Raw genomic sequence first — 16,725 nt, 5'->3', positions numbered from 1 at the left:
CTCTGCCCTTGGCGGAGGTTTCTTTTTTTCCTCTCTAGGCACTCACTTCAGACGTTGCTGTAAATAGTCAACCAAGGCTTTGATCTGGTTTGGAATGTACTTTGATTGCGCGTATTGCGCCCAAATCGTCCCTTGGTATCTTCCGCCAAGCTGCCAATCCGCCAGCACCGGCACCAGTTGTCCTGAGGCCAGATCCTCACGAACCACAAACTGCGGAAACAGCGAAATTCCAAATCCACTCAGCACCGCTTCACGGCGAATTTCACTGTGATTCACTGTCAGTGATCCTCGCACATTCACCGATACTTTTTGTTCTGCTTGATAAAAATCCCACACTCGATCTCGCGGATTCTCCCCCAAACAGAGACAGTTACGCTCGCTCAGTTCTTGCGGCGTGGTGACTGTACCATGGCGCTGCAGATATTCCGGGCTAGCGCAAAGCAGCAAACGGCACTGCCCTAGCGAACGTGCCACCAACCCTTGGACTGGTTGCTCGGTGATGTGGATGATCACATCCACTTCATCGCCGATTGGATCGATATAGTGATCGGCGACTTTCAATTGCAGTGAAACTTTTGGATAGTCCTCAATGAAGTTCAGTAATACTGGCGTTAACACTTGACGCGACAAGGCTTTCGGCGCGGCGATACGCAACATGCCCGACACTTGATCTTTCTCGCTTTGTGCCGCTGACACCGCCAGTTTGGCGGCGCTCATCATGTCGCTGCAGAGCAGATAGACTTGCTGACCACAGGCAGTCAAACGCATTTGCCGCGTGGTTCGCTCAAGTAACTTCTCTTGCAATGCGTTTTCCAAACGCGTCACCGAACGACTAATCGATGAAGGCGCCACACCGAGTTTCTGCGCTGCGGCGGAGAAACCGCCCGCTTCAACCACACTGGCGAATACTGCCATTTCAGACAGCAGTGAAATCAGTCTATTTGTATCCATTACGCAATTATCCTTTGCATTGGCAGTGCATTGTTTCACATAAGTTACTTATGGATACTGAACGGGTCAATTTATCAGGAGAAAACCATGACCAGTGCCGCGAGTTCGCTACCTAAACCATCGACCAAACTTCCTCTTACCGAATGCCTGCTACTGCTGGTCGCATTGTTTTGGGGAACCAGTTATGGGTTGACCAAAAGCGCGCTTGTTTTTACCAGCGTACTGCTGTTTATCGCGATTCGCTTCTCAATGACTTTTCTCTGCTTGCTCCCCTTAGCGATACGAGATTTCCGCCGCGGGCTGAATCAAGATTGGTTGAGCGCCTTGCCAACAGGGTTCATTCTTGCGGCCATTTTTCTTTGTGAAGTCCTTGGCGTATCACAAACCTCTGCTTCTAACGCGGCCTTTTTGATCAGTTTGAGCGTCATTATGACCGCCTTTGCCGAACTCACCATCAACAACAAGCGCATTAGTTCGACTCTGCTCGGGTTGACCTTGTGCAGTGTTGTGGGGGTGCTATTACTGACCAGCAATAGAGAGCTTAACCTTACGTTAAACACTGGAGACTACTTGATTCTCGCTGCGGCTTCCCTGCGCGCCTTGATGGTGACCAGTACCAAACGCTTTACAGAAGGCAAGCAGCTCACCACCACCACACTCACCGCGTTGCAATCCTTAGTTGTCGCGATCTGCGCCATACTCGCCGCCATTTTCTATCTGCCGACCTCGGCGATAACCTTACCGACCGAATTGGAATTCTGGCTCACCCTTAGCTATTTAGTGCTGTTTTGTACTTTGTTTGCCTTTTTTGTACAAAACTACGCGGTGCGCAAAACTTCTCCCACTCGCGTCGCCCTTTTGATGGGGAGTGAACCGCTGTTTGGCGCTCTCTTCGCCATGGTGTGGTTACAAGAATCTCTCACCGCGCTGCAATTTCTCGGTGGCGGATTGATTTTGCTGAGTGTGATAACAACATCGATGCGGGAAAATTAATGAGTTGTCCTTTGGTTTAAAGAAGCAGCTGGAAGGTAAAAAGCGAGTGGCTACTCGCTTTTTAAATGGTCACATGTCGAAGCTCATCTGATAGCAAAAAGCAGCAACAGACGACTTAGAGCAACAATCATGCAGGCAACACTTGAGCCATCGTCACCAGAGGCACGCGCAGCGAAACGGCGTTGAGCGCGATGTTGTGGATCATTTCGTCCACCGTGGTGCAGCAGTCCGCCAAAATGGCAACGTTGTATTTCTCCGCCGCTTTCGATATGGCAGTGTGGGTGACGCAGTTTTGCGTCATCATTCCGCAAAGCAAAAGCTCACTAATACCCTGCTTTTTCAGCAGTTCATCGAGATTCGTTTGTTCGAAACTGTCAGCAAAGCGTTTAGTTACCACTGCTGCTTCTGGCGCGGCGGCGAGGATCTCAGCATGAATATCACTTCCTTGCGTACCTTGATTAAAAAACGGCGCGATCCCTTTCTCCGGGTCAGCAATATGCTGAACATGAATCACCTCGATGTTCTGCGCTTTCGCCCTTGCTATCGCTGTTTTCACCTGATTTAACGTCTGCTCAGTGTTCCAAAGTGGGTACTTTCCGTGAGGGAAATAGTCATTCTGTAGGTCGATGACAAGCAGTGCTTTCTTGGTCATTAGCGTCTCCAAATGATGCGTTGTGGCAATGAGATACACATTGTCGTCGATTCTTCGCCCTTGCATCAGCGTCTTTAATGACATAAAAAGGGTTAAAAACGACAATTCTCTGATAAACACAATGAAACAAATTGCCATCGCCATCTGCCACTATCCGCATGCTTTAAAATCCGCCATTTATGGCTTGCAAGAGCTGTTTCTCATGGCCAACCGAATTTGCGACCAATCGGGGATTGAAGTCGAGTTTCTTCCTGTCATTGTGGATGGAACCACTCAGCAACCAAGTCGTTTTAATGTCGTCCTGCTGCCACCAAGCACACAAAGTGATTTCTATCTCAACCCAGAAACGACGCTGATTGATTGGCTCAAAGCACAGCATAACCAAGGAGCGGTATTGGCATCAGCTTGTGCTGGCTCCTTCGTACTGGCGGCAACCCAGATTTTGGCTGGCAGAACGGTGACCACGCACTGGGGTCTGTCGGATCTCTTCCAATTGAAATACCCTGATATTCCTTTAGATATCAGCCAAATATTGGTCGATCATGGTGATGTAATAACCGCTGGCGGCATGATGTCTTGGCTGGATCTCGGTTTTGAGCTAGTAACCAAATACACTTCCGTGAAGGTGATGCGTCAGCTTGGAAAACAGTTGGTGGTTGACACTGCGCTAAGGGAACAGCGCTATTATCAGCAGTTTACTCCGTCTCTCCTGCATGGTGATCAGGTTGTCGTGGCGATTCAGCAGATGATGAATCTGGAATACGGCCAACCTTTGAGCATTCAAGCCATCGCCGCGCAATTTCATCTCACTGAGCGAACCATGCAAAGGCGGTTTCTCAAGGCGACAGGTTACAATCCAAACCACTATTTGCAGCGCCTGAGAATACAAAAAGCGTGCGATCTGCTGGAAAGCTCACAACTCTCGTTTGAGGTCATTGCTCGACAAGTCGGCTACGAAGACACCAGTGCATGCCGCAAGGTGTTTATCAAAACCATGGGCCTCACCCCAAAGGCGTTTCGTCACCGATTTATGTAGTGAAAGCGGCGTGATGCCGCTTTTTAGGGGGAAATGTTGTTGTCAACTACAAGCAAGGATGCTCTTTCAGCAGCTCTTGTCGCACAATTTCAGCACCGGCGCGTAACGCATTGAGCTTGCCTCTGGCAACCTCGCGAGACAAAGGCGCCATACCACAGTTAGTACATGGGTACAGTTTGTCGGCATCGACAAACTGCAACGCTTGGCGTAGCGTCTGCGCGACCTCTTCAGCACTTTCAATCGTATCGGTTGCCACATCGATCGCCCCAACCATCACTTTTTTCCCGCGCACCAGTTCAAGCAGTTCAATCGGCACACGCGAGTTGTGGCATTCGAGTGAAATGATATCGATGTTCGATTTCTGCAACTTAGGGAAAACTTCTTCATACTGTCGCCACTCTGTACCCAGCGTCTTTTTCCAATCGGTATTGGCTTTGATTCCATAGCCATAGCAAATATGCACGGCCGTTTCGCATTTCAGCCCCTCAATCGCCCGCTCTAAACAGGCAATTCCCCAATCGTTAACCTCATCAAAAAACACATTAAATGCTGGTTCATCAAACTGGATAATGTCCACCCCTGCCGCTTCTAACTCTTTCGCTTCTTGATTGAGGATTTTAGCAAACTCCCAAGCCAGTTTTTCCCGGCTTTGATAGTAGTCATCATACAGCGTATCGATCATGGTCATCGGGCCGGGCAAAGCCCATTTAATCGGCTGAGTGGTTTGCTGGCGTAAGAACTTCGCATCTTCGACAAACACCGGTTTGAGACGTGCCACAGGTCCGAATACTGTCGGTACGCTGGCGTCATAGCGATTGCGGATCCTCACCGTTTTGCGATTCTCAAAATCAACGCCGCTCAGGTGCTCAATGAAGGTTGTAACAAAATGCTGTCGAGTTTGCTCGCCATCGCTAACGATATCGATTCCAGCGTGTTGTTGCTCTTGCAGTGCAATGCGCAGCGCATCCTGCTTACCATTGGCGAGTTCTTCTCCTTGCAGTTTCCATGGAGACCATAATTTTTCCGGTTCTGCTAGCCAAGAAGGTTTCGGCAAACTGCCCGCAGTTGACGTTGGTAATAATGTTTTCATATCAAAGGCCACTTATATTTTGTTATTTATTATGCGTATTGCGCAGACCACTGCTCTAGGAGAGCTTGGTAAGGTTTGATGAAATACTCTTGGGCAAATTTGCCTTGTTCAATCGCTAATCGGCTGCGCTCTTCTCGGTCATAGACAATTTGAGTTAATGAGTGGTCGGTGTTTTTCAAATTGGGTTGATAGATTTTTCCTGCTACCGCGTTGGCATTATAAATTTCTGGTCGGTAGATTTTTTGGAACGTTTCCATAGTACTGATGGTGCTAATCAACTCAAGATTGGTGTAGTCATTGAGCAAATCACCAAAGAAATAGAAAGCAAACGGTGCAACACTATTCGGCGGCATAAAATAACGCACTTGTAGGCTCATCTTTCTGAAATATTGCTCCGTCAACGAAGATTCATTGGGCTGATATTCATATCCCAACACCGGGTGTTGATTTTCAATGCGGTGATAGATTTTATTATCCGATACACTTAAGCAGATGACCGGACGCTTTTTAAAGCGGTTTTTATAAGCATCGGAGTGGACAAAGCACTTAAAGAGCTTGCCGTGCAAGTCGCCAAAGTTTTCTGGAATACTAAACTTAGTCTGTTGCTTGTTATGATCCAATAACAACACACTAAAATCATAGTCTCGCACGTAAGATGAGAAATTATTTCCGACGATACCTTCAATACGTTGATTGGTTTTATGATCAACAATATTGGTCTTTAGAATTTCAATCGATGGAAAACTGTCACCTTTACTTTCAATATCAAGATCAACAGAAATAATTTCTAACTCAACCGAATAGCGATCGCCTTTGGGGTTATCCCAATGGGCTAACGAATTAAATCGACTGTCAATCATTTGTAGTGCATTACGCAGATTTTCTTGGCGGTACTCTCCTCGTGCTAAATTGGCAAAGTTGGTCGTAACACGTGTATTGTCTGCGGGATGATAGTTCTCATTAAACCCGATACTTTTAATATTAAAAATCATGTTCTGTTATCCAATTCCAAAGTATAAATAGGCTTATTCCCGATGTGGCCTTTTTTATTTTCAAACCTGCACAGTCCTTTTTCTTTTCGAACAAAGAGATGACGTTCTATTTTTTATATCGTTACAGGTTGTGCTCTAACTATTTTTATACTGGTGAAAGCAGAATAAAAGAAATGGTTTTACTTCATGCTGAACATGAGAAATATTCATGTCTATTGGAATGAGCAAAGAATCGGCCGCAATGAACACCGCTGGGGGATAGTGAAGAGCTGTCTGTGAACTTACTCGTTGGGATGCCTCCTATTCACTGCTCTCAAGAAAACGCCTGAGCTGCCCTTCGTCAATAATCTCTAAGCCATGATCACCTTTGCGAACAAGGCCTTTCTCTATTAGCTCTTTTACCGCTCGGCGATAAACACGGCTTGAGGTGCCAAATCGTTCCGCTTCTTGGTTCACTTTATCAAACCCACCCAACATCACGGGGCGCTCTTTTTGTTGCAGTAAGTCAAAGGCGATATTGTAAGCGATAGGATGCAGTAATCGGCTGGTGTAGATCTCCATTGAATCTTGATAATCTTCTGCCAGTGCTGAAGCAAAAAACACCATCATTTCAGGGTATTGCTCAAGAGCCTGAGTCAAGCGGTGAATGCATATAAGATCCACTTGCAAATGTTCATCGGCGGTCACCGTCCACTGGCACGGGGTTTGGGTAAAAAATTCCATCTCACCAAAAATATGGTCATCGCAATTGGCTTCACCAAGCTGAAAACGTCGGCCGTTTGCCGCGATAATATTCATGGAAACACGCCCCACTGGCACCACAAAAAGCTGTTCCAGCTTCTCCCCCTGACGGAGAATTTCCGTCCCTGCATCCACATAGTGGCTACTCACTTGGCAACGGTAGATCAGCTCGCGAAACGCTTTGCTTTGCTCTGTCAAATAAGCAGCAAAGCGGCCTGTTGGGTAGGGGTTGATTCTCATCTTGTACCTCTGTGTTGCACTGGTGGAAGAGACTACGTTTCCAGCCTTATGATGTCACTCATCTGTCTACGAGAATGAGAGCTGACAACAAGCCTAAACGACAAAACGGCATCCGAAGACACCGTTTTGTCGTTTAGGGTGATTGGCTACCTACACTAAACCGCAAGCAGCGCTTCTAATGCCGCTAGGGATGCGCGCTTTTCACCTACCATCATGGCGTCATCATCATTCACGTACTGGTTTACCCCTTCTTTGACATCTTGTTGGTATCGAACCACGTTGTTGAGTACCGAAGCAACCTGTAACCCGCGCAGACGCCCAACGGTAAACAAGGCCGACGTTTCCATATCCGCACCTAAGATACCCTTCTGATTCCAGTATTGGCATAGGGCGTCTTCGTCATCGGTATAGAAACTGTCATGAGAGCGCACAACGCCCATATGGTAAGGCACCGCTTGCGTTTGCAGATAACCATCAAGCCCCTTTAGTAACGAAAAACTCGCATACGCTGGGTAAGCCGCACGGATATAAGCTTTTGAGCCGCCTTCATCGCGAACCGCCCCTTCGGCAACAATCACCTCACCTAAAGCAATATTGGGCTGCATCGCACCTGCCGAACCAACACGAATGATGTATTTCGCGCCGCACTGCTTAAGCTCTTCCACCGCGATGATCATCGAAGGCGCACCAATACCCGTGCTGCACACGGTAATGGCTTGTCCTTGGTACTTACCGTTGAATAAGCGGTATTCACGATTTTCCGCTATCAGTTCGGCGTTATCGAGTAAGCCAGCAATACGATTGGCTCGATTCGGCTCACCGCAGACAATCACGCGTGCTGCCACTTGGCTTTCATCGACACACAGATGGGGCTGTTTATTCATGCGACCGCCTCATCAACGGGTTTGTCAGATGGCTGTTGAGCTTGATTTCGCTTTGCCGTGCGCGCCCATTCCCGCGTACCATTCGCGGCAATAAACATAAGAATCGCGTATTGAAGTGACATCGCGTATACCCCTTGCATGGCATAGATGCCTACGCTGATGATGTTGATCACGACCCACAAAATCCAGTTTTCCACGTATTTCCGGGTCATAAGGATTTGCGCCACAATCGACAGCACAGTCATAGTGGAATCCCAGAACGGAAACGCATCCGGCTCTAAAGCTGGCTCTGATAACCCAGCCCCAAAGAGATTCAGAGCATCCACTGCGATGTTGGCCAAGGCGTAGAAGAATGGATCAATATAAACCGTCAAAAGCGCAATCGCACAGACGCAGATGGCGCCCGTGATCATCATTTTTTTCTGGCTGAGCCAACGGACTTCCAGCAAATCGCCTTCGGCATTCGGTCGTGTCCACGCATACCAGCCATACACATTGGCACAGAAGAAAAACAGTTGTAGCAAAAGCAATCCGTAGAGTTGGATTTGAAAGAAGATCACTGCAAATAGTGTCACGTTTATCAAACCAAACAGGTAATTGATGGTTTTTTCTTGACTAGCAAACCAGATACACAGCAAACCAAAGACAGTGCCAATGGCTTCAATCCAGCTCATGGCGTAACCGTCGCCAATCGGGATATTCACCAGTGTATTATTGATATCGAATAGGGAGAACAGCTCCATATGAGCTCCTTTTGTTAAAACGTATTGGATAAGCTGATGTTAGTGGCTGTCGGCATCATTGAGAGAGGACATTTGTCCCCCTTGAGGCGTTAGCGATCATACTTCCGGCTAAATTACTGACGGGCCACTCCATGATCTGGCTTTGGCATGATCACCACTTGGCTAAAATCGATCCAACCATTGGCAAGCAGATCTGGCGCTGCAATATGCTCAGAGAGATTAAGATCCTGCTGGGTGTGGTAGAGCGGTTGGTACAAACCCCGTTCCACCAGCTCGCGCTCTAAACTATCAAAGCGCGCTAAGCGACATTCTGCTATTTCTTGCTTCATTATCTCCACGGCTTGCTGCTTCAACCAATGTTTGTTGTCAGCGCTTAAGCATGCATTAACTGAGGAAGTACAGAGCAGCCAGCCAAGCCACGACATGTCACTGTCATCACTAAAAACTTCACCCGAGATGATGATATCGGCTTCTGCAAGTCGTTTTTCATTGTCGAACTCGGGAAATGGCAAAACCTCAATATTGCAACCAATACCAACCGAACTTAGCTGGCTCGCCACCTGCTCCGCCACCGCAATGTGAGTGCTCAGTTGATAGGTCAGTATATTTAATGGTGACCGAGGCAGGCTTAAATTGAGGCCAGCCAGAAGGGGATGAGGCTGCTCCACACTCGCTGGAGAAAGGTCTGGTTGACCCATCATTCCTTGGGCTTTGGCGAGAACTTCCCCCTCCAAATCAGAAGGCGGCAACATGGTTGACAGCAACCCTTGTAGCCAAGCGCGATGTTCAGTGACGGCCATCCAAGAGTGGCGCTGAGGATTCAACATGGCATAAACACAACCCGGTTCCCACTGGCGCTTAGCCACAAACCCTTCGCTGCCGTATTTCCTCACCTCACGCCCATGTGCCACATCGCTGTGCAAGGTAAACTCTTTGGCATTGGCGCCAAGATTCCATATTTCAATGCCATCAATCCACGGGCGATAGCCATGGTAGCGCGGAAACACACTGAGCAAAGTTCGCCACTCATTTTGTTCAACTAACATAAATGGCCCTGCGCCGAACCGTTTTTGCCCCGACTCCTTGCTTATGCCCATTGCCGTGTGCGCTAAGAGCTTGGGCAACAGCCGAGGCATCTGATGACTGATAAAACGCAATTGCCGCTCACCATCGACGATCACCTCGTCAATAAAATCAAACAGCGGCCGACTGCCAGAATGCGAACCGATTAAACGTTCAAAGTGCGCTTTCACGCTGTGCGCGGTAAGCTCACTGCCATCATGAAAATAGAGATGTTTGCGCAGCACCACCGTCAGTGTATCGCCACGTAGCTGGTAAAGCTGGGCGAGATCGCAGCGAAACTCAGCGCTTTTGTGCTCAAAGTGGATTAATCTCGCATAGAGATAGCTGGCAATATGATGCTCTGTGCGGCGGCTGATAGAAATAGGGTCAAGCCCGTGTGTCGCACGATAAAAGGGGATCTGCAAAATATCGCTGTCACTTGGCTTGGACTGATACTGAGCCAGATAGCCACCTAAAAACGACGAACGCTCTTGCTCAGGCAGCAGCGAAATCGCGGGTTCAATCTGCCCCACTTTTAGGTAGTTTTCGGCTTGGCGCTTAAGGCGCGCATCGACCCTTTTCAGCAACTTAGCTTGCGGCAGATTGCCTCGCCCAACACCGGCTTGCCAATCGAGGATCTGCTCTTTCACCAGCCGTTTAATCACCAACTGCGCATTGCGCCGAGTGCATCCCAACGCTTCACTAAAACGATCTAATGAGACCGCTCTCCACTCATCTTGCACCAATTGATCGCGACAAAACGCGAGTGCCTGCCAATAACGCATAAAGGTGAAATCCTATTTTTGTATTTCTATTTTTCTTCATCTTTTCCTCACGATAATAACCCCATCATTTCAGGAAGAAAGGACAGATTGATGAATACGTTAGCCGAGACACACATTTCTATTTGGCGCAGTCGCCCGTTTGTTATCCTCTTTTCCAGCGCTTTTTTTGTCGCTTTCGGCGGTCAGATTTACAATTTGGCCCTGCCGCTGCTGGTCTATGAGTTAACCCAATCCTCCCAGATGATGGGCTGGATGCGCGCGGTGGAGTTCTTACCCAATTTACTGCTGGCGCTGTTTATTGGCGTTTGGGTTGACCGGGTAGATAAAAAACGCTGGTCGCAGGCGATGTTGCTTGGTCAAGTAGGCGTCGTGCTGGCGTCTTACTGGGCGGTCGAAACTCTTGAAGAGCCGCTGTGGGTGCTTTTTCCCGCCGCGTTTGTGATGATGGCGTGTAACTACGGCTATCACAATGCGCGCATTGCGATGATGAAAAATGCGCTGGCGCAGGAGAGGCAAAATACCGCGACCGCTAGAATGAGCGCACTCAACAGTTTTATGGAAACCGTCGGGCCAGTGCTTTCGGGCGCATTGATGTTGCTTTCCGCCATTCATCACGTATTTCTCGCGGTGGCACTGTTGCTGGGATTGGCGTTTTGGCAGTTGCAAAGACTCGAATTAACCTCTAGCCCTGTAAAATCACACCCAAGTGTTTGGCGTTCACTTTACCAGGGCTGGCAGATCCTGCGCGCAGAAACCGCGATGTGGTACATCACCTTGGCCGTGATGGTGATCAACACCACAGGCTCGGTGTTTTGGATCCAAGCGCTCTATTTTGCCAAAGCGCAGTTGGCACTCAACTCCGTAGAAGTGAGCTACCTGATTGCCGCGTCTGGTTTGGGTGGTCTACTAGGTTCGTTCAGTGCCGATAAAGTGCGCCGCCGCATCGGGCTGGGAAAATTGCTGCTGCTTTCCATTTGTCTCGAGTCGTTTGGTTTTCTTATTCCGCTCATCGCACCGGGAGTCGTTTCTCTCGCCATCGCTTTTGCTTGGGTCTCCGCCATTGGCTTGTACAGCAGCATTTGCATTTGGAGTTATCGTCAAGAAGCGTTTGCCGAAGCGCATTTAGGCCGTGTCGCCGGAATTACTGGTTCGCTGTTTAAGCTACTCATGCCAATTGGCCTAGCCGCATCGGGTTACTTAGTGGCAAGCGTTGGCATGAATGCCCTGTTTATTGCGTGCTGCTGCGTTCAGCTTCTCACTGCGCTAGTTCTTGGCTTGAGCCGAGTGAGAAGCCTCGCGTAGCGGCGCACTCAGCTTAACGCAATCGGCGCATGCGTTTTCGCGATGTAGAAAATCATCACGAACAGTATGCAAGTGACGGAGGTAAACACAGTTCGCAGTTGGCGGTTGAGTTTCGGCTTAAACGCCAACATGGCACATGCCACATACGCAACCAACAGCAACAACTTTTCTGTCAGCCACGCATCGGTAAACGGATACTGATTGATGGTTACACACAACACTAGCGCCGACAGCAGCATGGTTAGAGTAATTACTTTGTGCGCTTTGAATGCCAGCTCACTCTCCAGCCATGCCGAGCCACGGTATCCCCAGTAGGTGCGCAGAGCAAAACTGAAAAAACTGAGTAAAATCAAGCCCACATGGGCTTTTAGCAGTAGTAAGTACATAGTCATCCTTAACATGAAGCACATTTAAACGGTTGTTTAAAGTAATTACTCTTTCTGTCAGCCACCTTGATGTAAATCAAGTGTTATTAAAATGACTTATTGATGTTTACCAAAAGCCAATTTGATTACAAATTAGCCACAGAGATCATGGTGAGATTCAATCGATCTCGAGTGCAGTTTTAGGTTGCTCGTGGAGGGATGTGACCGAGTAAGAAGAGCGGGATCTCACTCGTTTTTGGACAGAACTGTTTTATATGGCGTTCTAATTTAGCAAATCATCAATTACCTAAAGTATGGCAAAATTTAGAGTGCAATATTGATTGATAGTGCAGACAACTAGCTTTCTCTGCGTATTTCTATGAGTTAATTCATGCCTATTTTCAATAGTCAACAAACTGTAATGAAAGCATGATAAATGTCGAATTTAGTAATCCTAAACATCCACAGGGCAATTGATGAAAATATTATTTGTGTGCAAACATAATGCAAGCAGAAGCATTTTGGCTGAAGCAATTACAAAAAAATACCTGCCTGAAAATTTCCAAATCGCAAGTGGTGGTAGCCACCCTAAGGGTCAGATCAATCCTCGTATTGCACAATACCTTGATATGCATGGTTTTGATGCCTCTGAGTTTCACAGCACTTCATGGGAAGAAAGGCTGAGCTTCCATCCAGATCTAATAATTACTGTGTGTGACACAATGCATAATGAAACTTGCCCAAACTGGTTATCAGCAGGTATTCGGTTGCTTGGGATCTTGAGCCATTGCCTAATGATGAAACTTCAGTCTCCGAATTTAACAAGCAGTGCGATAAAGTATACTCCTCTCTAAAACGAAGAATTGAAGCTCTTGCAAACATCGATTTTCAAAATCTCGATTCTGAAGAAATAAAACAGCATGTGCTCGATCTAAAATCAATGTAGATAAGTGTATGCGTAACGAACTGATACTACTTCATTAAAGATTTTTTACAGATCTCGCTTATTCCATGACTTAAGGTTAAAAAATAATGCCAGCTACGATTGCTGGCATTGGTGAACAAATCTGCTTAGTTTTATTTATTGCTGAGCCAGTTTTTGATTTGTACCTATGGGCAACCAAAACGAAATGATGGTGGTTAATGTCAAAAAGGCAAAGGAGACCCATAGACAGGCGGCGAATCCCCACATTTGGAACACCCACCCAGAGAGCACCGTGCCGATCAAGCGTCCCATTGCGTTTGCCATGTAGTAGAAGCCGACATCCAACGAAACCCCATCGCCTTTGGCATAGCTGACGATCAAGTACGAGTGTAGTGATGAGTTAACCGCAAACACAGCACCAAAAATCATTAGTCCAACCACAATAACCACCTCTGGGTGCCATTGCTGCTGCACACTATAAGCAATCACGCCAGTCACGACAGACAGGAACAACGCCCAAGCGATGGCGGCTTTACCATCTGGAGCATGCCCCGATTTACTGCCGGTTATCTTTGGCGCAATTCCTTGAATCACTCCGTAACCGATAACCCAAATAGCCAAGAAGCCACCTACTGCACTGTGATCCCACCCAAACACAGACCCGAGATAAATAGGCAGGGCAATCACAAACCAAACGTCACGCGCACCAAACAAAAACATACGGGCAGCAGATAGAATGTTCACGCTGCTAGACTTGGAGAAAATCTCAGAGAACTTAGGTTTATTTTTCGCTTTGCCCAAATCCGATTTAAGGCTAATGACACTGCCGATAAAGACCAACAGAAGCACACCTGCCATCGATGCGACAGCGTATTGAAAGCCAATCAGAGAAAGCAGTGCACCGCCTAAAAAGAATCCCGCCCCTTTTAACGCATTTTTAGAGCCGGTGAGTATGGCTATCCACTTATACAATGCACCTTGCGCATTCTCTGGGACTAACGTTTTGATAGAACTTTTGGCACTCATCTTGTTGAGGTCTTTGGCAATACCTGACAAGGCTTGCGCCGCCATAACCCATGGAATAGAGAGCCAACTTGCGGGAACGGCCAGCATTGAGAGGGCGATGATTTGCATAGCCAAACCGATATTCATGGTTCGATTTAAGCCAAGCCGAGCGCCAAGCCAGCCACCAATCAGGTTAGTGACAACGCCAAAAAATTCATAGAAAAGAAAAAGGGAGGCAATCTCTAAGCTTGAATACCCCAAATCATAGAAATAGAGCACCACCAGCATGCGTAATGCACCATCGGTGACGGTGAAATTCCAATAGTTAAATGTGACCAACATGTACTGGCGGACATTTTGGTTGAGCTGAGACAACATATTCACTCTCTTAAAAAAGAGCCGCTGAAGGCGGCTCTTTGTGGTGTTTACTGATTAACAAATTGATGGATGTACTCGACTTGTACATCCTTGGTAAATGCCCCAGGTCGCAGTGATTGGACATGGGTGATGACCTCTTGCAATTCCCAACCCTTTTCGAGCAGTAAATGTGCAGCCAGTAAACCAGTACGCCCTGAACCTCCCATGCAATGCATGGCAATCTTTTCGCCATTTTCTATCGCTTTGTGTAGAGAAGGGGAGATTTTTTTCCAGCGTTCTTGGAAAGATTCATCGGGTGCGCAGTCATCTTCTATTGGTGTATGGAACCATTGCAGGCCTGCTTTCTCAACAAGGTCTGGCAAGTCACCAACGCCTTTTTCTTGCATTTCGTGAGTGCTTAGTGCGGTAACAACGACGGTTACGCCTTGAGACTTGAGCTGCTCAATGCTGTCAGTAAGCGAGGCTTCTTTGGTGCCAGGACAAGGCGTCAGTACTAACGCTGCGTTATTGTCTTCATTGTCTTCAACAGGCAGTTCCCAGGTAGGATGTGTCATTTGTTTGCTTCCTTATGCTAGGCCGACTTTACGAACCAGCTCTGCGGTACGAGTGGCGTAGCCCATTTCATTGTCATACCAAGCGTAAATTTTCACCATGCGTTTACCGACCACCATGGTCGAAAGCGCATCTACAATCGTTGAACGTTGGTCGCCTTTGTAATCAATAGAAACAAGCGGGCGTTCTTCAAAGCCAAGAATGCCTTTCAGCTCATTTTCTGATGCCTCTTTCAGAAGTGCATTGACTTCTTCTACTGAGGTATCACGTTGAACATCAAAAATAATATCGGTCAATGAGGCATTGGCTAGCGGTACGCGCACAGCGTGGCCATCAATTTTTCCTTTAAGATCTGGGAAAATCTCGATGATCGCTTTCGCAGAGCCTGTGGTGGTTGGGATCAAGCTCATCCCACAAGCACGCGCACGACGAAGGTCTTTATGCGGAGCATCTAAAATCGTTTGGGTGTTAGTGAGGTCGTGGATAGTGGTAAATGACGACTTCTCAATGCCCAACTTCTCATGGATCACTTTCACCACAGGGGCAATGCAGTTGGTGGTACAAGACGCAGCGGTCACAATCTGGTGTTTTTCTGGGTCAAAAATGTGATCGTTCACGCCAACCACAATGTTCGCAATCCCATCTTCTTTCACTGGCGCGGAAACCACAACACGCTTAACGCCTTGTTCCAGATACAGATTCAGGAACTCGGATTTACGGTGTTTGCCCGTTGCCTCGATCACCACGTCACAGCCTGACCAATCTACCGCATCGATGGCTTTTTCTTGTGAGGTTGCAATGGTTTTGCCATTGATGACAATTGCGTTACTTTCACTCTTCACTTCATGCTGCCAGCGACCTTGCACTGAGTCAAACTCAAGCAGATGCGCTAAGGTTGCCGCATCACCTGCCACATCGTTAATTTGAACAAACTCGATTTCTGGCCAATCAAACGACGCTCTCAGCGCTAAACGTCCTATACGACCAAAACCATTAATTCCTACTTTAATAGACATCTTTAATTTCCTTTAAACACAACATTCTGGGCGAGATTTCATCTCGGATAAGCGTTGAATATCTTGCTGGTACTCTGCTTTTAGGCAGTTAGAGTCAACTAACCCTTGGATCTGTTTTTTCATCCAACCAGGAAGCTGATCCGATAAGCGGTAAAAAACCCACTGACCTTGACGGGTATCCACCACCACACCACTGGAACGGAGTAATGCAAGATGGCGAGACACTTTAGGCTGGCTCTCGTTGAGGGATTCTGTCAGTTCTCCGACACAGAGCTTTTCTTCACGGGCAATCATCAACAAGCAGCGAACCCGAGTTTCATCTGAAAGTAATTTAAAAAACTGATGAGGTAACATTCCACTTATCTCTGCATATGTGAATAAGCATATATATTGTATAAAACGGGGCTCTTGTCAACATCAGAATCAAACCAGCCAACAGCTTTAAAGGTCAATGTTAAAGCGAGAAGTAAAATAGCTGACCGCATTCTGAATGGCTTTTGTGGCATTTTGATTACAGTCAATCTCCCAATAGACCTGTTTTTGATACGCCTCTCTGCGGCGATTGTGCTGGTACATCGCATAGTTAATATCGATAACGTAATCGTAAGCGGGCTCTAACTTTTGTGTCGGATCGATAAAGAGGTAGCCAAAATACCCCAATTTTTCCAGGTCGCCCTGTTCGGGACAATCTATGCCGTTGACCGCTTCAAACGTGATTTCATAGAAACTTCCAGCATGTATGTGTAACAACTGAGCGGCGATACAAGCAAGGTCAGAGTTAGGAAAGCTGATCAGATGAACCGTTCTTTTATCTATCATATCGTTAGCCTCCTTTACTGACAGACTCTATCCAGTGAATGCGCGAAGCAAAATATCGAAAAAACCTCGAAGTTCACAAACATTTCACGCCGATGAATGTTCAATCGCACAGTAGCCATTGAGTTTTCTATTAAAGTAATTGATTTATATGAATTAAATAAACCCACTAAAGCAAAACAAAACTGGCATTCATA

18 protein-coding genes are annotated in these 16,725 nt (G+C 47.2%); 4 read left to right on the top strand and 14 right to left on the bottom strand.

Going from position 1 to position 16,725, the window contains the following annotated elements:
- Positions 1–42 precede the first annotated feature (42 nt).
- Positions 43–951 (bottom strand): LysR family transcriptional regulator, encoded by a 909-nt coding sequence (locus UF06_RS08885; RefSeq protein ID WP_045570125.1) that lies wholly within the window; start codon positions 949–951, stop codon positions 43–45.
- 87 nt (positions 952–1,038) lie between these two features.
- Here UF06_RS08885 and UF06_RS08880 point away from each other — a divergent pair, with 87 nt between their 5' ends.
- On the top strand, positions 1,039–1,944 hold the full coding sequence (locus UF06_RS08880; protein ID WP_045570124.1) for a DMT family transporter: 906 nt from the start codon (positions 1,039–1,041) through the stop codon (positions 1,942–1,944).
- Between the two features lie 127 nt (positions 1,945–2,071).
- On the opposite strand, the gene UF06_RS08875 is transcribed toward UF06_RS08880, so the two are convergent.
- On the bottom strand, positions 2,072–2,596 hold the full coding sequence (locus UF06_RS08875; RefSeq protein WP_045570158.1) for a cysteine hydrolase family protein: 525 nt from the start codon (positions 2,594–2,596) through the stop codon (positions 2,072–2,074).
- 121 nt (positions 2,597–2,717) lie between these two features.
- Here UF06_RS08875 and UF06_RS08870 point away from each other — a divergent pair, with 121 nt between their 5' ends.
- A complete protein-coding gene (locus UF06_RS08870; RefSeq protein WP_045570123.1) occupies positions 2,718–3,632 on the top strand; it encodes a helix-turn-helix domain-containing protein in 915 nt (304 codons plus the stop codon).
- A gap of 46 nt (positions 3,633–3,678) precedes the next feature.
- On the opposite strand, the gene UF06_RS08865 is transcribed toward UF06_RS08870, so the two are convergent.
- The 6 genes from UF06_RS08865 to UF06_RS08840 form a co-directional block, all read right to left on the bottom strand.
- Positions 3,679–4,722, bottom strand: a complete 1,044-nt coding sequence (locus UF06_RS08865) for a methionine synthase (RefSeq protein ID WP_045570122.1) — start codon at positions 4,720–4,722, stop codon at positions 3,679–3,681.
- A gap of 29 nt (positions 4,723–4,751) precedes the next feature.
- Positions 4,752–5,714, bottom strand: a complete 963-nt coding sequence (locus tag UF06_RS08860) for a DUF1852 domain-containing protein (protein WP_045570121.1) — start codon at positions 5,712–5,714, stop codon at positions 4,752–4,754.
- A gap of 300 nt (positions 5,715–6,014) precedes the next feature.
- Positions 6,015–6,695 carry a Crp/Fnr family transcriptional regulator gene (locus UF06_RS08855; RefSeq protein ID WP_045570120.1) on the bottom strand — a complete coding sequence of 227 codons (681 nt, stop codon included), beginning with the start codon at positions 6,693–6,695 and terminating at the stop codon, positions 6,015–6,017.
- A 155-nt stretch (positions 6,696–6,850) separates the two neighbouring features.
- Complete coding sequence (locus UF06_RS08850; protein WP_045570119.1) at positions 6,851–7,579, bottom strand: nucleoside phosphorylase; 729 nt, start codon at positions 7,577–7,579, stop codon at positions 6,851–6,853.
- Positions 7,576–8,322, bottom strand: a complete 747-nt coding sequence (gene pnuC, locus UF06_RS08845) for a nicotinamide riboside transporter PnuC (protein WP_045570118.1) — start codon at positions 8,320–8,322, stop codon at positions 7,576–7,578. Before pnuC ends, UF06_RS08850 begins: the two co-directional genes overlap by 4 nt.
- 113 nt (positions 8,323–8,435) lie before the next feature.
- Positions 8,436–10,169 carry an ABC transporter substrate-binding protein gene (locus UF06_RS08840; protein WP_045570117.1) on the bottom strand — a complete coding sequence of 578 codons (1,734 nt, stop codon included), beginning with the start codon at positions 10,167–10,169 and terminating at the stop codon, positions 8,436–8,438.
- A gap of 90 nt (positions 10,170–10,259) precedes the next feature.
- Between UF06_RS08840 and UF06_RS08835 the strand changes: the two genes are divergently transcribed.
- Positions 10,260–11,471 carry an MFS transporter gene (locus UF06_RS08835; RefSeq protein ID WP_045570116.1) on the top strand — a complete coding sequence of 404 codons (1,212 nt, stop codon included), beginning with the start codon at positions 10,260–10,262 and terminating at the stop codon, positions 11,469–11,471.
- A gap of 8 nt (positions 11,472–11,479) precedes the next feature.
- Here the strand turns inward: UF06_RS08835 and UF06_RS08830 are convergent, their stop codons facing one another.
- A complete protein-coding gene (locus UF06_RS08830) occupies positions 11,480–11,857 on the bottom strand; it encodes a SirB2 family protein (protein WP_226972156.1) in 378 nt (125 codons plus the stop codon).
- Positions 11,858–12,312: 455 nt separating this feature from the next.
- Between UF06_RS08830 and UF06_RS08825 the strand changes: the two genes are divergently transcribed.
- On the top strand, positions 12,313–12,690 hold the full coding sequence (locus UF06_RS08825) for a hypothetical protein (RefSeq protein ID WP_226972158.1): 378 nt from the start codon (positions 12,313–12,315) through the stop codon (positions 12,688–12,690).
- 227 nt (positions 12,691–12,917) lie between these two features.
- On the opposite strand, the gene arsJ is transcribed toward UF06_RS08825, so the two are convergent.
- The 5 genes from arsJ to UF06_RS08800 all read right to left on the bottom strand — a co-directional run bounded on the left by arsJ (position 12,918) and on the right by UF06_RS08800 (position 16,531).
- The gene (gene arsJ / locus UF06_RS08820) at positions 12,918–14,144 is read right to left on the bottom strand and encodes an organoarsenical effux MFS transporter ArsJ (protein WP_171816716.1); all 1,227 of its coding nucleotides are present in this window, start codon (positions 14,142–14,144) and stop codon (positions 12,918–12,920) included.
- 47 nt (positions 14,145–14,191) lie between these two features.
- Positions 14,192–14,698, bottom strand: a complete 507-nt coding sequence (locus UF06_RS08815; RefSeq protein WP_045570114.1) for a cyclin-dependent kinase inhibitor 3 family protein — start codon at positions 14,696–14,698, stop codon at positions 14,192–14,194.
- A 12-nt stretch (positions 14,699–14,710) separates the two neighbouring features.
- A complete protein-coding gene (locus tag UF06_RS08810; RefSeq protein ID WP_045570113.1) occupies positions 14,711–15,712 on the bottom strand; it encodes an ArsJ-associated glyceraldehyde-3-phosphate dehydrogenase in 1,002 nt (333 codons plus the stop codon).
- Between the two features lie 12 nt (positions 15,713–15,724).
- The gene (locus tag UF06_RS08805; protein ID WP_045570112.1) at positions 15,725–16,066 is read right to left on the bottom strand and encodes a metalloregulator ArsR/SmtB family transcription factor; all 342 of its coding nucleotides are present in this window, start codon (positions 16,064–16,066) and stop codon (positions 15,725–15,727) included.
- Between the two features lie 87 nt (positions 16,067–16,153).
- Positions 16,154–16,531: a hypothetical protein gene (locus UF06_RS08800; RefSeq protein ID WP_045570111.1), complete on the bottom strand. Its 378-nt coding sequence runs from the start codon at positions 16,529–16,531 to the stop codon at positions 16,154–16,156.
- Between the last annotated feature and the right edge of the window lie 194 nt (positions 16,532–16,725).

It is taken from the genome of Vibrio sp. S234-5 (assembly GCF_000960595.1).
In the GTDB taxonomy this organism is placed as follows: domain Bacteria; phylum Pseudomonadota; class Gammaproteobacteria; order Enterobacterales; family Vibrionaceae; genus Vibrio.
This window is presented reverse-complemented; position numbering and strand designations above follow the sequence as displayed.